Raw genomic sequence first — 18,215 nt, 5'->3', positions numbered from 1 at the left:
TGCTTTGGGTTACCCATGATCTTATTGCTGTATGACCTTCTTCGTTTGGTCCATAAGACCCAGGGCACCAAAGCCAGTAATCACATCTAGGTTTGTTTTCAAGCCCGTTTCTTCGCTACCACCAATGTAGTTTTGTGGCATCTGAACTTGGAAGTTTTGCAAGTTGTTGTACAACGAGTTCGCTACGTCTCGATTCAACTCTGCCAAATAAACTTCACGGTTTGCCCCTAACGCCGAGTACTTCGCTTTTAGGACCTCAGATTCTGCACGACCTTTCGCTAATATCGCTTTCGCTTCAAACTCAGCAGAAAGTGCGTTCGCCTTTTGAATCGCTAAGTTAGCCTCTGCGATAGCTAACTCTTTCTCCTTCTCGACTTCAGCAAGTCGTTTGGTTTTTTCCACTTCAACGATTTCACGCTCTGCAATCTGACGTGCAACTTCCACTTCTTTTTGCTGAGCAATAATTGCGAGTTCTTTACCACGCTGAGCGTCTTGCACTTCACGTGTTCGTTGAATCTCTTTGCGTAACTGCTCGGTCTCTGCTTGTGCTTTCGACGTTTCTTGCTCCTGAATCGCGCGAATACGATCCGCCACTAAACGCTTTTTATCCGCCAATAGCTGATCCAATTGCTTTTCTGGCTGTGGATCACCAATGGTCACCTGCGTCACTTGAATGCCGTATTGTTGTAACGGGTTGTCTTGACGAATTGGTTGCCCGGTTTTATCTACAACTGGCACCGTTTTCCAAACCAGTTGATTGGTGCGCTGTAGTTGGTTCGCATTGGCCTGATTCGCCCCAACAGGCGCAAGATCCAACTCTTCCACTTCAACCTGACGTCGCTCTGTTAGATAAATCCCCTCTCGCAACTGATCGCCAAGTTTCGATTTGAACTGGTTCAAACCACCTTGGAAAAACTCTTCACCCGTGTATTGGGTAGCAGTAATCACCGTCACGTTACGTGCGTTCTTTACAAGCAGCGCATCAATCAAGTTACTGTTGTTACGGAACTCTTTGTGCATCTTCTTAACCGCTTCAGGGTCATTACTGAGCTTAAAGCGGAATGTTACGGGGATCTGACCAATGTAGGTGTCGGCAAACCGAACCTGAATCGCATCAAGACGTTGATAAAAATCTTCGCCCTTGCTGTTACCGAATGACACAGTGATCACTTGGTCATACTTGGTGATTTTGGACAGAAATGGCATGCGAAAATGAATGCCAGGTTCAGTAAACACATCCAACTCACCAGTGATATTGTTCTGATGCACGTAGCTGTAACCTGCATCGGTCATCAGCACAGAGCTATTAATCGTTAAGCCTATTGCCAACAGCGGTACGCCAAACACCGCAGCTTTCAATCCTTTGTGTAGTAACTGACGTCTTTCTTCCACCTTTAAACCCCTTCCTAAGCCTCTGCTTTCCATTTTGTTCTCCTTTTTGGATTGTTACTGAGTTTAATCGATAAAAATCAGATTGCTATGCAACTCAACAACAAGAACTAATGTATCAAAATGTTACATTAAGGAATAATCGACAGATTCATGAAATAAATAAGATTTTTACGAATAATACAAAATCATCGAAAATTTGCGGAGGATATCGATTTTCTATGCAGGGACATTCAAGAGAGAATTACAGGCAATAAAAAAGGCCACCGAAGCGACCTTTCAAACAATCAATCTAAAGTGCTTACTTGACACGGCCTACGTATTCAGCCGTACGAGTATCAACGCGAATCACTTCACCAATTGAGATGAACAGAGGAACACGAACAACAGCGCCAGTTGATAGCGTAGCTGGTTTACCGCCAGTACCTTGAGTATCACCTTTCAGGCCTGGATCTGTGTCTACCACTTCTAGCTCAACGAAGTTTGGTGGAGTAACAGTAATTGGGTTACCGTTCCAAAGTGTGATCATACAAGTGTTGTTTTCTACCAACCACTTAGCGTTGTCACCTACCGCTTTTGCGTCTGCTGCGATCTGTTCAAACGTTTCACTGTTCATAAAGTGGTAGAATTCGCCGTCTGAATATAGATAATCTAGGTCGATATCCATTACGTCTGCCACTTCACAAGTGTCACCAGACTTGAATGTTTTCTCTAGCACTTTACCAGAAAGAAGTTTACGAATTTTAACGCGGTTGAACGCTTGGCCTTTACCTGGTTTAACGTATTCGTTTTCCAGAATTACACAAGGCTCGTTATCAAGCATTAACTTAAGACCGCCTTTAAATTCATTGGTGCTAACTGTAGCCATTTTTTCCTCTTACATTCTTAGAGCTAAATTCAATGCCGCACATAATAACCCGAAAAGTCGAATCTGTTGAGCAAAACTGGCTCAAACAGTTGGCGAATGGGATCTCTGATCCTGCAAAATTGCTCGAAATACTGGAAATAGATCCTTCACCGTGGCAAGACGGGTTTGCCGCGCGCAAGCTGTTTGCACAGCGTGTACCGCAAAGTTTTGTCGATAGGATGGAGAAAGGCAACCCTAAAGACCCTCTTTTACGTCAGGTTTTACCATTAAGTGACGAATTTGAAGTACATCCGGGCTATTCCAACGATCCGTTAGAAGAGCAGGATAATGAAGTCCCTGGTCTGCTACACAAGTATCGCAACCGCGCCTTAATGATCGTCAAAGGTGGCTGCGCGGTAAATTGCCGTTACTGTTTTCGTCGTCACTTCCCTTATCAAGAAAATAAAAGCGGCAAGCAGGCATGGACAAAGTGCTTAGAGTACATGGCGCAGCAACCAGAGTTGAACGAAGTCATCTTCTCAGGTGGTGATCCATTAATGGCAAAAGACGATGAAATTCATTGGCTTTTAGAGCATATTGCTCACATACCTCACATCAAACGTCTGCGTATTCATAGCCGTTTACCTGTGGTGATTCCCGCTCGCGTCACTGATGAACTATGCCAACTGCTGCAAGCATCAAGGTTACAAATCATCCTCGTGACTCACATCAACCATGCCAACGAAATCAATGACGAATTTGCTGAACAGATGTTCAAGCTCAAAAGAGCAGGCGTTACGCTTCTAAACCAAGGCGTTCTGCTGAAAGGCGTGAATGATTCGGTAGAAGCTCAAGTGGCGTTAAGTGAAGCCTTATTTGACGCGGGTATCTTGCCTTATTACCTCCACGTTCTTGATAAGGTGCAAGGCGCGGCGCACTACTTTATTTCGGACGAAGAAGCAAAAGCCATTATGCGCGGACTCATCACGCGTGTATCGGGTTACCTGGTACCAAAACTGACACGAGAAATTGGTGGCAGGCCAAGTAAAACGCCATTGGATTTGCATTTAGAATAGGTCCTGACGCTCAATTAAATTTGTCGTCACGACCGTTCCTTTTTGTTCGCTTTGCACGGTAAGTCTATGCATACTCCGCTCTTTTGGAGGTCAAGATGCATACAGCACTCGAACAAATTTTCGATCTTGGCCCATTCAGCTGGCCTGCCCTACTATGCTGTGCCATTAATGGGCTAATGATCGGTATCGAACGCCAAACTCGTGGTAAACCTGTTGGCATTCGCACGGCAATTCTTATTATTTCAGGCACTTACCTGTTTATGTCGATGGCAGTATCGTTATCGCCAAATACACTCGATCAAGCACGCGTGCTTGGTCAGATTATTACTGGCGTCGGCTTCTTGGGTGCAGGGGTGATGATGACACTCGATGGAAAAATCCACGGCGTAACATCCGCAGCGGTTATTTGGGTACTGGCAGGATTAGGGTTGATGATCGGTTTGGGTTATTTAACGCAGTCGGTGGTCATTACCCTACTGGCTTTAACGGTGTTGCTGGGCGTGGATAAAGCAGAAAACCACATCAAAGCATTGCGCCGAGGGGTTCACCAAAGAATTCAACAACGCAAAACCTCATCCCGCTTAATTAAATAGTTAACGCGCCGATAACTCGCTTCACCCCATCAGTAATTAAAAAGCCCTCGACGAATATCGAGGGCTTTCGGTATCTAAAGATTCTGACTTGCTCAGGGATTATTTAGCGAAGTTGATGAGTGGGAAACACTTGAAGAAACCGTTATCCGCACAGTTCAAAAGACCAATTTGTACGCCATCAATTTGATCGGTCATGTTGAAGAAGCCAAACTGGAAGTTAGACTTTTTAGAGATACTCGCTAAGCCCACATCCGCCATGGTGTAGCCTTCAGAATAGTTTACCGCGCTCCAGTTCAAGCCTTTTACATTGTTCGTAATGTTGACAGCACCCAAGTTAACACCCGTCGTCTGACCTTGGTTCCAGTTAACTAAGCCTAAAGACGCACCTTTCATTTCTTGGTTTACCTTTGCTGCACCAAAAAACAAACCGAAGTTCACACCTGTCGTACGATCCGTTTCTGACATACCAAGCAGTGAAAAGTCGACACCTTTAACCTCATTCACCTGTCCATGCAACACAGCTAAACGAACACCACCAACTGACGAGTTAGAAGGTGCGTTTGTGTTGTCGATAGTAGAGAACATCACAGGTGTACTGTCAGCAAGAGCAACTGGTGATGCGATAGCGGCTGCAACCGCCAATGACGTCATAAGCTTTTTCATTTTCATCTCCATGATGGGAAGCAACAATTTACAACATAGTGTAATGTTCAGATTTTGCGCTATCCACGTTCAAAAAGTGTTAGCGGTAGGTCAGATTTAACCATCTGACTCAAAAGAAAAAATTTTATCGCTTCTATTTTCATGTTTTTCCACTGACATTTCTTGAACTCGCCTCTCACAATCGAAGCCACATCAGAATGCTATATTTCTCGGATAACGCGCATAAAAAAGTCGAGGCAAATGCCTCGACTTTTAAAGGTTTGGTCGGTTATCTTTCCGCTATAAGGATTCCCTTAGAGCAAAGAGATAAGCTGGCTTACATCATGCCGCGCCATTTAATCGACGAGAGCTTAAAGTACCTATAAACAATGACTTGTGGTAACATTTGTCTCTACATTAGTCTCCTCTTTGGAGTATACAATGGCGCAAGATAATAAGTATTTAAAGAAACGTAATAACCGTGATGTATGGCTTTTCTCTAAGCGTATCCCTAAACAGCTACAGCACCTTTATGAAGGCAAAGAAGTCTTAACCAAATCTTTGAAGACCTCCTGCATTAAGACAGCACGATTGCGCAGAAATGCTCTTCTTGCAGAAATGAGCTTACTGGAAGAACAAGCCATTGACGGTGGACGAGCTAATTTCATCAGCTTTTATCGAACCCTCAAAACAGCTAAAGAAGTACACGGCTATGAGCCTTACGGACAGCACTATAATATTGATTTAGAAGACGTAACAAACACTGACCTTTATCCAGAAATACAACGTGACGCCTTGAAGGCTGTTTATTCTGGTGAAACTCCCCTCAGATATACCTGTACACTAAGGGAGTCTATGACAGAGTGGTTAGAGCTAAATAGAAACCGAAATAAAGACACCATATCCAAAGTTAAATCTACAACTGAACGCTTTCTCAAGCACTGCGGCGTATTTGACTTACCACTACTCAGTATTGAAAGGGCTGCCGTTGTTAACTTCATTCACGACCTAGCAGACGAGTGCTCTGTATCTACAATAAGAGCTCACTTAAGTCGACTAAAGACCGTCTATAAACATGCTTGGGATATGGGCCGCATCAAAAACAAAGACAACCCCTTTGCAGAGCATTCACTAGCTCATCTTGATAAACGAAAAGAAAAAAAACCTAAGCAATTATTTAGCAGAGAACAACTCCAAATATTAGCTAAATGGGCTGACGAGCAAACATCTAAAGGTTCAAACATGGGGCTACTCTTCCGTCTCGGACTCTTCACTGGAAGCAGGATTGGAGAGCTATGTAACGTTAAGGTTAAAGATGTCTACACTGACTCAGGGATTACAGCTATAAAAATTAGAGTTGGTAAAACCTCAGCAGCACAACGGACAGTGCCGTTAACAGATTCAATAGCATCAGAAGTATTACAGCTGATAAAAGGGAAAACACCTGAAACTAAGTTACTTGGATTAAACGGAGATAAGGCTAGTCGTGACTTCTCTCGTTTTAAGGTAGCTAATGTAAGCAAAGACCCATCCCAATGCTTTCATAGCCTTCGTGTTCACGTATCAACAGCAATGCTTAGGGCTGGAATACAGGAGCACCATTCCGCTTTCATTGTGGGTCATGAGGGCGGTAAGACCATGACTTATGGCTACTACGCTAAAGGAGATGAGTTAAAAACGCTCAAAGAATACATAGATAAAGCAGAGGAAGTAATTAAGAGAGACTGGCTAAATTAGCTAGCTTTATCAGCGTCTAAATGTACCCATTAGGTATACCCATATGACTATGGTCAAACACTGATCTAACAGTACCCGTTAGGGTTGATTTGTATTTATAGGTACTATAGTCTTAAGTACTTCTAAGAACCAAACGGGTACACTCAGTGGCACACATAGCTTATCTAAGGGTCTCTTCTGTAGACCAAAACACAGACCGTCAACTTAATGATACTGGTATCTCATTTGATAAGTCTTTTACTGACAAGTGCAGTGGTGGCTCAACTAAACGACCAGCCTTAACGGAACTAAAGGAATACGTAAGGGATGGAGACACCATTCATGTGCACAGCATTGACCGTCTAGCCCGTAACTTGGTTGATTTAAAGCAGTTAGTAAATGGTTGGAATGAACGAGGTGTGAGCGTTAAGTTCCACAAAGAGAACCTTAGCTTTAACGCTGGTGGCAGTGACCACATGTCTGAGTTAATGCTGAATATGCTAGGAGCTGTTGCTCAGTTTGAGTTAGCTATGATTCAAGAGAGGCGTCAGGAAGGCATTGAGAAGGCTAAAGCGGCTGGTAAGTACAAAGGTAGACCTAGCAACGAAACGAACCACCAGCGGATCATAGAGCTACGTTCTGAAGGGGTCTCACTACGTAAGATTGCTTCTGAGGTTGGTGTGTCTTTGTCTACTGTTCAGAGAGCATTAGCAGCTAGTGATAAAAACTAAGGTTTTCTAAGACACGTTTTGTGTGAACATAGTGAGACGATGCAATAGTAAAGTTTACCTAAAAGCTTGTTGCTCCCCCCACCTATATCTGGAGGAATAAACACAACAAGTAAGACCCTTTACTACAAATAACATAAGAGATGTTCATTCTAAGTGATTAGTAGTTAGTGGTTAACTCACTAAGGGAACCTTAAGGTTATCTTAACGTTACTACCTCAATGTTATCTTTAAGATATCTTTAGGAATCATCCATGTTTCTTTCCCTCTCCTCCTATACGGAGGGAGTTCACTTTCTATACAAATTTAGGGAAAAATATCATGTATGTAAAAATTCCCTAAAGGGAGACCATAGTGATAATTAGCGTATGAAGCACAAGCTACTAATCAAGACCTCAAGTGGTTGATGGCATTAGCAAACACTAAACCTCAACACATCTCTCAAACGCTCTGTATGCGCCTCTGAAGCGGTTAGTACCGATTGTCACCCAACCCACAGCAATACTACTTAAAGTCCGTCTAGTTTACGCCTAAGCGCGTACACAACAGCTTATTACGTGTATTAGCATGAAGCGCCTGTATAGAATTGACATACTATTAAAACGCTCTTAAGCAGTTGTGCTAGCTTTATTGATAAGTGAAAGGCTTGGCTTTTAAATTCCATGAATGAATATCAGGTTCACATTTAAAGAGTTTGAGGTCTTTACGTCCCCACGATAGAAGTATGTTTTTAAGCTCAGCACCAGTAAGGTCTTCCTTTTTGGAGACATTTTTATAAATATGACGACCCAAGTAGATTTCCTTTATGGCATTTTCAGGTATATCAAAACAATATAATGGACGCCCTGCTACTGATATTTTATTCCAAGCATTACTTCTTCCCCCACCTGTATGATAACCAAATGGTAGAGTGGATATACCTTTAACTACACGAACTTCTTCTTCGTAGCTCCACTCAATTGATTTATATAAAAATGCCCTTTTAACCAGATTGAAAGTATCTGAGTTAAATTTAATACCATTTCCAATACTCATTAACTCTTCAGTACCAATGGTTGGCAAACTGTTATGAGGTTTAGTTGCTGAATAAACTATTTCTCCATACTGATAGGGAATAATGCAAGCATCCTCGTCTGATAGACCAGCTAGCTCTACATCAATACCAATTACCACACCTTGGTGTTCATCCCCGTAATGAGACCACATTAGTGAATTCAATGGTTGCCTCGTTAATGACAGAACTCCATAATTTCTTGAAAACCTATTCTTACAGGCATTTGTAGCAGTATTTGCGGTTATGACAGAGTCGCTGCAATCCTCAAAGCCAAATGATGTACATTCAAATGGGTCATTGAGGTCTTCTAAACACGAGAAACCTAGTGAAGAATTTTCAATAATTGAACGTGCCGCTTTAAACGACATATATTTATATAAAATCAACTTATACCCTCAAAGCTAGTGCTATTTAGACGACACTCAGCCTCTTCTCTGCCACTACGCAAAAAGGCTACCAAGCGGTTAAGCCAGATAGCCTTTCTATGTACGCACCCTTAGTTCATCAACGTGATACTTTTGAGATATTTTCCGTGATACACTCTGTTCTACAAAACGTATCACAAATCATCGTAACACCTTGATATATAAGGGATGATGTTATGGGGTGATTCTTACATCATGCCGCCCATACCGCCCATGCCACCCATGCCGCCCATGTCAGGCATCGCTGGTGCGTCTTTTTGCGGTAGGTCAGTAACCATTGCTTCAGTCGTGATCATCAGACCCGCAACCGATGCTGCGAACTGTAGCGCAGAACGAGTTACTTTCGTTGGGTCTAGAATACCCATCTCTAGCATGTCGCCGTATTCGCCTGTTGCCGCGTTGTAACCGTAAGAGCCTTCACCCGCTTTCACGTTGTTCGCAACCACTGAGTCTTCCTCACCTGCGTTCTTCGTGATTTGACGGATTGGCGCTTCCATTGCACGTAGTGCAACGCGGATACCAACGTTTTGCTCTTCGTTGTCACCCGTTAGGTGAGCAATCTTAGATGCCGCGCGGATAAGTGCAACACCACCACCAGCAACAACACCTTCTTCAACCGCTGCACGAGTTGCGGCTAGCGCATCTTCTACACGGTCTTTCTTCTCTTTCATTTCAACTTCAGTTGCTGCACCAACTTTGATTACTGCAACACCGCCAGCCAGTTTCGCTACGCGCTCTTGTAGTTTCTCTTTGTCGTAGTCTGAAGTTGCGTCTTCGATTTGTTGACGAATTTGAGCTACGCGGCCAGAGATCATCTCTTCTTCACCGATACCATCGATGATAGTCGTGTTTTCTTTCGTGATAGAAACACGCTTCGCTTGACCTAGATCTTCTAGTGCTACTTTTTCAAGCTCTAGACCGATTTCTTCAGAAATCACAGTACCGCCAGTTAGGATCGCGATGTCTTGTAGCATTGCTTTACGACGGTCACCGAAGCCAGGTGCTTTCACTGCTGCAACTTTCACGATGCCACGCATGTTGTTGACAACCAATGTTGCTAGCGCTTCGCCTTCTACATCTTCTGCGATGATAAGCAGTGGACGAGACGCTTTCGCTACAGCTTCTAGCGTTGGAAGAAGTTCACGAATGTTTGAGATCTTCTTATCAACTAGCAGGATGAATGGGTTTTCTAGATCAACACTGCCTGACTCTTGGTTGTTGATGAAGTAAGGAGATAGGTAACCGCGGTCGAACTGCATACCTTCTACTACGTCTAGCTCATCTTGTAGCGCCTGACCTTCTTCAACAGTGATAACGCCATCACGGCCCACACGCTCCATTGCTTCAGCAATGATGTTACCTACGCTTGCGTCTGAGTTTGCAGAGATAGTACCAACCTGTGCGATCGCTTTCGTGTCGTTACATTCAACAGAAAGCTCTTTTAGTTGCTCTACTGCTGCTGCTACTGCTTTGTCGATACCGCGCTTAAGGTCCATTGGGTTCATACCCGCTGCGACTGCTTTTAGACCTTCGTTTACGATAGATTGTGCTAGTACTGTTGCTGTTGTTGTACCGTCACCTGCCGCGTCGTTTGCTTTAGACGCAACTTCTTTAACCATTTGTGCGCCCATGTTCTGGAATTTATCTTCCAGTTCAATTTCACGCGCGACTGATACACCATCTTTCGTGATAGTCGGTGCACCAAAAGATTTGTCTAGAACGACATTACGTCCTTTTGGACCCAGTGTTACTTTTACTGCGTCAGCCAGAACGTTTACACCCTCTAGCATTTTAACTCGTGCGTCATTACCAAATTTAACGTCTTTAGCAGCCATCTTTGATTTCCTTTCTAAAATTCTTTGTGTGTAATTTCGTAATTGAATCTGAGCAAAAAATTACTCAATGATTGCTATTATTCAACGATCGCCATGATGTCGTTTTCAGACATGACAAGCACTTCTTTACCGTCGATTTTTTCAGTTTTTGTACCGTAACCTTCAGCGAAGATAACAGTATCACCAACTTTAACGTCCAGCGGCAGTACTGTGCCGTTTTCTAGGATGCGGCCTTTACCCACAGCTAGAACAACACCGCGAGTTGATTTTTCTGCAGCAGAACCAGTGAGAACGATGCCACCAGCAGACTTAGATTCAACTTCTTTACGTTCAACGATAACTCGGTCATGTAATGGACGAATGTTCATCGGTCGTCTCTCCTGAAAATTTCCATGTTTATTTGATAATTGTCCTTAGGGACTTTAGCCCCAGACACGTGATCCCTATATAAGGGGTCGAAGCAGCGATCCCAAGGGGGGGGCACAAAATTTTTGTGACTTAGTTAAAATAACGAACAACTAAGCAACGGTTTGCGTTCGAAATGCTCACTCGCCCGGCATCTCGCTTTCTTGTATCCTTGCAGTTTGCTCACCACATAGTTGTCATACATGCAGGAAAATAACAAGCTGGAACCCCAAGCGACCGATAAGCATGGTTTGTTGACCGCACCTATTCCTGAAACGCTGCGGAAAATGACCGTCCCCATGACCATGGGCATGATCGCGATTTTGATGTTTAACTTGGTGGACACGTTTTTTATCTCGTTGCTTGGTACTCAAGCGCTAGCGGCGATCAGCTACACCTTCCCTGTAACCTTTGCGGTTAACTGCATCACGATGGGGATAGGGATGGGTCTTTCGACCAACATTGGTCGCTTACTTGGACAAGGTCACGCCCCACAAGCCGCTCGGTTTACCACTCACGGTTTGTTGTTAGCGGTGTTACTCGTGGCTATCGCCTCTTCGATTGGCTTTGCCACTATTGCACCTCTGTTCCGCTTTCTTGGCGCAGCCGACGACCTAATTCCACTTATCGAAGAGTACATGCAGGTGTGGTATCTCACCATTCCATTGTTGGTGATCCCGATGGCAGGCAACAGTGCGATACGAGCATCTGGGGATACAAAAACACCCGCCAAAATCATGATGTTGGCAGGCTTGATTAACGGCATACTCGATCCACTACTGATCTTCGGACTTGGCCCATTCCCCGAGCTTGGTATCCAAGGTGCGGCAATAGCCAGTGCTTTTAGCTGGTTAGGTGCACTATGTGGCTCATTCTATGTGCTAGTTAAACGCGAAAAGTTGCTCGCTCAACCCCAATGGTCCTTACTGAAACAAGATTGGCAGCAAACGTTAAAAATCGGCACTCCTGCCGCACTGTCGAACGCGATGAATCCATTGTCGGGCGCAATTTTGATGATGCTTTTATCCAACCACGGTACGGCAGCAGTTGCGGCTTACGGTGCGGCGCAGCGTATTGAGTCTATTTTGATCCTAGTCTTGATGTCTCTGACCTCAGCACTCACGCCATTCATGGCACAAAACTTAGGGGCGAAAAACCCTCAACGCGCCTTTTCCGGCTTATTTATCAGCATGCGTTTTGCGGTGGTGTTCCAAGGGTTTATCTTCTTGATGATGGTGCCATTGAGTATTCCTCTAGCGGCATTGTTCTCGCAGGAAGAAGCGGTTAAAAATCTGCTGTGGCATTACCTGCTTGTGGTGCCGTTCAGTTATGGTTTTCAAGGCATTGTGATGATGTTAATCAGTGGTTTGAATGCGATGCACAAACCATTACGAGCATTTCAATGGAGCTTTATGCGTTTGTTTGTGTTTACCCTGCCATCGGCATGGATCGGAAGCCAAATTTACAGTATTGAAGGCTTGTTTATAGGTATCGCAGTGGGGAATACGTTAGGTGGCCTACTTGGCTATATGTTTGCACTGCGCGAACGTAAATTGACGCTCATTGAACAGAGCAGCGCTTCGTAAGATTTTGTCCGATGCGTCAGCTTCCTTTTGCTGATACTCAAATACAAAAAAACCGCGGAAAGCCGCGGTTTTTCTTTATCTATTTCAAACTTGCTTAGAACAGTTCTTCAGCAACTTTGTATAGATCGTTGCGTACTGGACGCTTCATGTTTTCGATCGCGTCGATGATGTCGTGGTGAACAAGTTGCTCTTTCACGATACCGACACAACGACCACCATGACCTTCGATCAATAGGTGAACAGCGTAGTTACCCATACGAGATGCTAGAACGCGGTCAAATGCCGTTGGACGACCACCACGTTGGATGTGACCAAGTACTGTTGCACGAGTTTCACGACCTGTCGCCGCTTCGATGTCACGAGCCAGTTCATTGGCATCCATCATTAGCTCAGTCAACGCGATGATTGCGTGTTTCTTACCTTTTGCAATGCCGTCTTGGATGTTGCTGATCAGCTTGTCTTTGTCTAGGCCAGTTTCTGGAGTGATGATGTACTCACAACCACCCGCGATTGCAGACATCAGAGTTAGGTCACCACAGTGACGACCCATGATTTCTACAATTGAAATACGTTGGTGAGATGAAGAAGTATCACGTAGACGGTCGATCGCATCGATAACTGTGTTTAGTGCACTTAGGTAGCCCACTGTGTAGTCAGTACCAGCGATATCGTTGTCGATTGTGCCTGGTAGACCGATACATGGGTAACCCATTTCAGTCAGTTTCTTCGCACCCATGTACGAACCGTCACCACCGATCACGACTAGCGCATCGATACCATGTTTTTTCAGGTTCTCAATCGCTTTTTCACGCACTTCCACTTCTTTAAATTCAGGGAAACGTGCAGAACCTAGGAACGTACCACCTTTGTTGATCACATCTGAAACGCTAGAACGATCTAGCTTCTCGATGCGGCCTTCGTATAGGCCTAGGTAGCCGTCGTACACACCGAATACTTCCAATCCCTCGGATAGTGCTGTACGTACTACGCCGCGTATCGCCGCGTTCATACCAGGTGCGTCACCGCCACTTGTTAAAACACCGATCTTCTTAATCATGCTCACCCTCGATCTTTGGCAATCAATTATTTAATTTTCTTTTAGGCCCCTTGTTACCAAGCAACCTGCATAATCCAGAACTGTGCGTTATGTTACATTTCCTCTACAGGATTACCAATGAAAACGCACTTTTTTATGTAACTTTTCTACTTATGTAAGAGTATTACAGTTTCTCTATGAAACTTTGTTGATTCACATCAGGATCACGAATCTTAATAAGTATTGATGGAAAGATAGTCAATAAGTGCCTGTTTGTCGTCAGGCACTTATTGATTTTTCGAGCCCTACCAATCTTGCGCTTTTTGCTCTTTCTCTGGCCCAAAAACGACAGACAATGGATCTTGATGGATCAAAACATCCGCATCAGGAAACAAAGCTAAAAGGTTTTCCTCAACTTTATCGGCAATATAGTGCGCTTCGATTAAACGTAAGTTATCGTCTAGCTCCAAGTGCAACTGAATAAAGCGTGTCGGCCCTGACATACGGGTACGCAGTTGATGAACCCCAAGAACCCCTTTCACATTCAAACATTCATTGCGGATTTGCTCCAATTCGGAATCCGGCAGCTTTCGGTCTAATAACGTCTGAATCGCTTCGCTGACCATTTTGAAGGCGCTGTAAAGAATGAAGACACCAATGCCAATCGCAAACACCGCATCCGCTTGCGTCACGCCAAAGTAGCTGAGTCCCAGAGCCACCATGATCGCAGCGTTCATATACAAATCAGTCTGATAATGCAGAGAATCCGCCGCGATTGCTTGGCTCCCTGTCACGCGTACCACATGTTTTTGGAACATCACCAAGCCAAGTGTGACCACAATCGCAAACAGCGATACATAAACACCGAGCTCCGGCGCATGTAGTGCGTGCGGACGGAAAAATCGGTCAATCCCGTTCAGGATCAAAAATACCGCCGACCCCGAAATAAACATAGCCTGAGCCAAGGCCGCTAAAGACTCAGCTTTACCATGCCCAAACGTATGTTCGCGGTCTGCTGGTTGTAAGGCATAACGGACAACAACGAGATTTACCACCGACGCGGCGATATCCAACATTGAGTCGATAAGTGATGCCAATAGGCTAACTGAGCCGGTTACCCACCACGTGATGACTTTTACAATCAAGAGAAGAGTCGCCACAATAGTTGCAGTCCAAGCTGCGGTCGTCACTAAACGTGCATATTGCTGTTTCATAATCAAAGAGTTAACTCAAACCATACGTTGAGTATATTGAATGCCCATGAAATAACCAGATCAAAAAAGAGGCAACCAATGGCTGCCTCTTTATATAACATCAACTCATGACTTAATTATTGCGGTATTTTTCCATGCGCTTATGCATTCTGTCGCCACACTCTTGCATGCGTTCATTTTGCAACTTCACAAACTCTGCTTTTTGTTCTGGCGTTAATACGCTCAGCATTTGGTGCTTTCTTTCTAGCATTTGCACACGGTGCTCAGTTTGGCGTTCAACCATTTCTTTTGCTAATGCGGTCGCTTGCGCTTCATCAAAACTATCCGCTAGTAAGAGTGACTGCATTTTTGCGTGGTGTGCTTGTCGCTCAGCCATACGGGCTTCGCGATTTTCAGAATATTTGCCTTTCATCTGTGCGCGGTTTGCTTCACGGAAAGACTTAAGCTGATCTTTTTGAGCATCCGTCAAATTCAAATCACGCATAATGCCACGGTCCATTCCCATGCCACATTCATCACGCGGGCCTTGATGATGGTTTTTACCACCGTAAGCGAATGCGCTTGCTGCGCCGAGAGTAAGAGGTAGAACAACAGCAGCTAACACAAGTTTTTTTGCAGATTTCATAATTTGATTCCTTACACAGGTGAGTGATTCTTCTGAGCTGTTCTCACAGCGCTTGAGTATAGAATACGACCCACTAGGTAAAGCGACGTATAGGGAGCGTAAAGAATCGTAAAGAGTGATTTTTACCCTCTTCGCAGCACATCATTCCAATGTAATATTAATCTATCGGTAACTTACTATAGGTGCCCCCATGGCAAACATTCTTTTAATTGATGACGATATCGAGCTAACCAGCTTATTAAAAGAAGTACTCAGTTTCGAAGGATTTGACGTCAGCGAAGCAAATGATGGCGAAGCAGGCTTAGCTGCGGTAAATGATAAGATTGATTTGATTTTGTTGGATGTCATGATGCCGAAGCTAAATGGCATGGAAACCCTTAAACGCTTGCGTGAAAACTGGGAAACCCCTGTCTTGATGCTGACCGCTAAAGGGGAAGAAATTGACCGCGTGATCGGTTTAGAGCTAGGCGCGGATGATTATTTACCGAAACCTTTTAGTGACCGTGAACTGTTAGCTCGTATCCGTGCGATCTTACGCCGTACCAGCAGCACACAGAAAAACACCAAAAACAGCGATTGCATTGAGTATCAAGAGCTCCGTCTTTACCCAGGTAAACAAGAAGCATACTGCGATCAACAGTTGCTCGATCTCACAGCAACCGAGTTTGCTCTGTTGACCCACTTTGTGCAAAACCCAGGACAAGTGCTAACTAAAGAAACATTGAGCCTAGATGTGCTTGGTAAACGACTCGCTGCTTTTGATCGCGCGATCGATATGCATGTTTCGAACTTACGTAAAAAATTACCAGATCAGAGCAATGGCAAGCCGCGAATCAAAACCCTGCGTGGTCGTGGCTATATGCTGCTTGAGGAGGATTAATGCGCCTATCACGCATCAAACTGCCAAACATCAATAGCTTGTATGGACGCATCTTTGCCATTTTTTGGTTCACTATGTTATTGGTGTTGATAGCCGTGCTATCACTGCCACATTTGGACCCTCGCAAAGCTCGCGACATTCCAGAAGAGCACTATAAACGTATGGTAGAAACGCGTGACGCAATCCAACAAAAATACAGCCAGCAAACTGATTTAGGACGAATACTATTTCGTATCGAGGGCAACCGTCACGGTAAGCATGACCCTCGTCCGAGGGTGTTTTTTTCTGACTACAGCGGCAATGTCCTCACGACAGAAAAACGCAGTAACTTCCAATTGCGTGCCATGCAAAACTTTGTCACCAGTATCGAAGATTACAACCAGCCAAAGCAGAAACTGTATGGTCGATACATGATTGCAGGTCCAACCCCAATTACTTTGGCTGGCTCCGATATCTTGATGTATGTGGGCTTCAAGTGGAATGAGCCACCACCACTACTCTTGCGTCTGTTTGATCACCCATTCCAGCTGTTGCTCGCGGTCATGCTGGTTAGTACACCCTTGCTGTTATGGCTTGCTTGGGCATTGAGTCAGCCAGCGCGTCGTCTTGAAGCCGCCGCTCAACGTGTCGCGAAAGGCGAATTTGTCACAGACCCAAATTTAGAAAAAGGCACGGCAGAGTTTCGTCAAGCTGGCAGCAGCTTCAACCAGATGGTCGAGGCGGTCAATCAGATGATTTCAGGACAGCAACGCCTGCTATCCGACATCTCTCACGAGTTACGCTCACCTTTAACTCGCCTACGCATGGCGAGCGCATTAGCGACGCGTAAGCAGGGTGAAAGCCCAGAACTGACTCGTATCGATACCGAAGCGCAGCGCTTGGAACAGATGATCAGCGAATTGCTTGAACTGTCTCGCATGCAGGCGAACAGCCATATGACTCGCGAAACGCAGCCACTGGAAAGTCTGTGGGAAGAGATCATTAAAGATGCGCAGTTTGAAGCTGAGCAAATGGGCAAGCACCTACACTATTCTGAACTGCCAAAACGAAGTATCTCCGGCAATCCTAAACTGCTGATGAGTGCGGTGGAAAACATCGTTCGTAACGCCATCTATTACGGGAAAGATGAGGTGCAAATCGACATCAAGGCCGATGAGGATACGCTGCATATCACGGTTGATGACAATGGCGAGGGCGTTCCAGAAGAAGAATTAGCCGCGATTTTTCGCCCGTTTTATCGCGTTTCGACTGCCCGCGATCGCCACTCCGGCGGCACGGGTCTCGGCCTAACCATTACCGAAAGTGCCATCCGCCAGCACAGTGGAACGATCGTCGCCAGTCGAAGTCCGTTAGGCGGATTGCGCATGAGTATCACCTTACCTATCAATCGTTAACTTCAAGCCACACCCTATTTCTAGAGTGAGAGATTCACGGCTTCATCTTCACTTTAGAAATTGGGTGGGAACGCCTTCGAATACCCTTACAAAGATCAAAGTTGATAATAATTATCGTTAGCATTAAAGTGAATTTTCCAATTAAGGAGGATTTACTATGTCACATACATTTCCCGCTCTGCCTTACCCGTACGATTCACTAGAGCCTTACATCGACGCGAAAACGATGGAAGTGCATTACAGCAAACATCACAAGACTTATTTCGATAAGTTCGTAAGTGCCGTTGAAGGGAGCGAGCTCGAAACTCAGTCGCTAGACGAGATCTTTGACAATATCTCTAAGCTCAGCCCTGCAGTGCGTAATAATGGCGGCGGCTACTACAACCACATCATTTATTGGAATTGCATGTCTCCAAACGGTGGCGGTGAGCCTCAAGGCGCACTTGCTCAGGCAATTAACGACAAATTTGGTAGCTTTGCGCAATTTAAAGAAGCGTTTGCCCAAGCCGCGATTAATACTTTTGGGTCTGGCTTTGCATGGCTGATCGTAAAAGATGGTGAGATTCACATTACGTCCACCAGCAATCAAGATAACCCTCTGATGGACGTAGTAGATGTACGCGGTGAACCAATCCTCGCATTAGACGTGTGGGAGCATGCGTATTACATCAGCTACCAAAACCGTCGCCCAGAATACATTGATGCATGGTGGAACGTCGTTAATTGGCGAGCGGTTGAAGAAAATTACGCTCACGCTCTATTATAAAGAG

17 protein-coding genes are annotated in these 18,215 nt (G+C 44.8%); 8 read left to right on the top strand and 9 right to left on the bottom strand.

Annotation, left to right across the window (positions count from 1 at the left end):
* Positions 1-21: 21 nt before the first annotated feature.
* Together VEA_RS03235 and efp are read right to left on the bottom strand one after the other, a co-directional pair.
* Positions 22-1,425: an SPFH domain-containing protein gene (locus VEA_RS03235; protein WP_005395423.1), complete on the bottom strand. Its 1,404-nt coding sequence runs from the start codon at positions 1,423-1,425 to the stop codon at positions 22-24.
* Between the two features lie 265 nt (positions 1,426-1,690).
* Positions 1,691-2,257, bottom strand: a complete 567-nt coding sequence (gene efp / locus VEA_RS03230) for an elongation factor P (protein WP_005395425.1) — start codon at positions 2,255-2,257, stop codon at positions 1,691-1,693.
* Positions 2,258-2,289: 32 nt separating this feature from the next.
* Here efp and epmB point away from each other — a divergent pair, with 32 nt between their 5' ends.
* Together epmB and VEA_RS03220 are read left to right on the top strand one after the other, a co-directional pair.
* The gene (gene epmB / locus VEA_RS03225) at positions 2,290-3,312 is read left to right on the top strand and encodes an EF-P beta-lysylation protein EpmB (protein WP_005381502.1); all 1,023 of its coding nucleotides are present in this window, start codon (positions 2,290-2,292) and stop codon (positions 3,310-3,312) included.
* 95 nt (positions 3,313-3,407) lie between these two features.
* On the top strand, positions 3,408-3,905 hold the full coding sequence (locus VEA_RS03220; RefSeq protein ID WP_005395427.1) for an MgtC/SapB family protein: 498 nt from the start codon (positions 3,408-3,410) through the stop codon (positions 3,903-3,905).
* Between the two features lie 99 nt (positions 3,906-4,004).
* Here the strand turns inward: VEA_RS03220 and VEA_RS03215 are convergent, their stop codons facing one another.
* The gene (locus VEA_RS03215; RefSeq protein ID WP_005395435.1) at positions 4,005-4,568 is read right to left on the bottom strand and encodes a VC2662 family protein; all 564 of its coding nucleotides are present in this window, start codon (positions 4,566-4,568) and stop codon (positions 4,005-4,007) included.
* A 420-nt stretch (positions 4,569-4,988) separates the two neighbouring features.
* Here VEA_RS03215 and VEA_RS03210 point away from each other — a divergent pair, with 420 nt between their 5' ends.
* Both VEA_RS03210 and VEA_RS03205 read left to right on the top strand, forming a co-directional pair.
* Entirely contained in the window at positions 4,989-6,284 is a 1,296-nt protein-coding gene (locus tag VEA_RS03210; RefSeq protein WP_012841326.1) for a tyrosine-type recombinase/integrase, read from the top strand.
* A gap of 146 nt (positions 6,285-6,430) precedes the next feature.
* Positions 6,431-6,994 (top strand): recombinase family protein, encoded by a 564-nt coding sequence (locus tag VEA_RS03205; protein ID WP_041852882.1) that lies wholly within the window; start codon positions 6,431-6,433, stop codon positions 6,992-6,994.
* 624 nt (positions 6,995-7,618) lie between these two features.
* Here VEA_RS03205 and VEA_RS03200 read toward each other — a convergent pair.
* From VEA_RS03200 to VEA_RS03190, 3 genes are all read right to left on the bottom strand, one after another.
* Positions 7,619-8,431 (bottom strand): DUF2971 domain-containing protein, encoded by an 813-nt coding sequence (locus VEA_RS03200; protein WP_012841324.1) that lies wholly within the window; start codon positions 8,429-8,431, stop codon positions 7,619-7,621.
* A 227-nt stretch (positions 8,432-8,658) separates the two neighbouring features.
* Positions 8,659-10,305 carry a chaperonin GroEL gene (gene groL / locus VEA_RS03195; protein ID WP_005381509.1) on the bottom strand — a complete coding sequence of 549 codons (1,647 nt, stop codon included), beginning with the start codon at positions 10,303-10,305 and terminating at the stop codon, positions 8,659-8,661.
* A gap of 77 nt (positions 10,306-10,382) precedes the next feature.
* Positions 10,383-10,673, bottom strand: coding sequence for a co-chaperone GroES (locus VEA_RS03190; protein WP_005381516.1), 291 nt, complete (start codon positions 10,671-10,673; stop codon positions 10,383-10,385).
* A 240-nt stretch (positions 10,674-10,913) separates the two neighbouring features.
* On the opposite strand from VEA_RS03190, the gene VEA_RS03185 reads away from it, so the two are divergent.
* Positions 10,914-12,296 carry an MATE family efflux transporter gene (locus VEA_RS03185; protein ID WP_006743131.1) on the top strand — a complete coding sequence of 461 codons (1,383 nt, stop codon included), beginning with the start codon at positions 10,914-10,916 and terminating at the stop codon, positions 12,294-12,296.
* Between the two features lie 94 nt (positions 12,297-12,390).
* Here VEA_RS03185 and pfkA read toward each other — a convergent pair whose 3' ends face one another.
* From pfkA to VEA_RS03170, 3 genes are all read right to left on the bottom strand, one after another.
* Complete coding sequence (gene pfkA, locus VEA_RS03180; RefSeq protein ID WP_005397529.1) at positions 12,391-13,353, bottom strand: 6-phosphofructokinase; 963 nt, start codon at positions 13,351-13,353, stop codon at positions 12,391-12,393.
* A 284-nt stretch (positions 13,354-13,637) separates the two neighbouring features.
* Positions 13,638-14,546, bottom strand: coding sequence for a CDF family cation-efflux transporter FieF (gene fieF, locus VEA_RS03175; RefSeq protein ID WP_005397530.1), 909 nt, complete (start codon positions 14,544-14,546; stop codon positions 13,638-13,640).
* A gap of 112 nt (positions 14,547-14,658) precedes the next feature.
* Entirely contained in the window at positions 14,659-15,171 is a 513-nt protein-coding gene (locus tag VEA_RS03170) for a CpxP family protein (RefSeq protein ID WP_005397532.1), read from the bottom strand.
* Between the two features lie 190 nt (positions 15,172-15,361).
* On the opposite strand from VEA_RS03170, the gene VEA_RS03165 reads away from it, so the two are divergent.
* The 3 genes from VEA_RS03165 (at position 15,362) to VEA_RS03155 (ending at position 18,211) form a co-directional block, all read left to right on the top strand.
* Positions 15,362-16,051, top strand: a complete 690-nt coding sequence (locus VEA_RS03165; RefSeq protein WP_005397534.1) for a response regulator — start codon at positions 15,362-15,364, stop codon at positions 16,049-16,051.
* Positions 16,051-17,445: an envelope stress sensor histidine kinase CpxA gene (gene cpxA, locus VEA_RS03160; protein WP_006742990.1), complete on the top strand. Its 1,395-nt coding sequence runs from the start codon at positions 16,051-16,053 to the stop codon at positions 17,443-17,445. The genes VEA_RS03165 and cpxA overlap by 1 nt, the downstream gene beginning before the upstream one ends.
* 157 nt (positions 17,446-17,602) lie before the next feature.
* Positions 17,603-18,211, top strand: a complete 609-nt coding sequence (locus tag VEA_RS03155) for a superoxide dismutase (protein WP_005397537.1) — start codon at positions 17,603-17,605, stop codon at positions 18,209-18,211.
* The last annotated feature ends 4 nt before the right edge of the window (positions 18,212-18,215 follow it).

Source organism: Vibrio antiquarius (genome assembly GCF_000024825.1).
Classification (GTDB): Bacteria; Pseudomonadota; Gammaproteobacteria; order Enterobacterales; family Vibrionaceae; genus Vibrio; species Vibrio diabolicus.
This window is presented reverse-complemented; position numbering and strand designations above follow the sequence as displayed.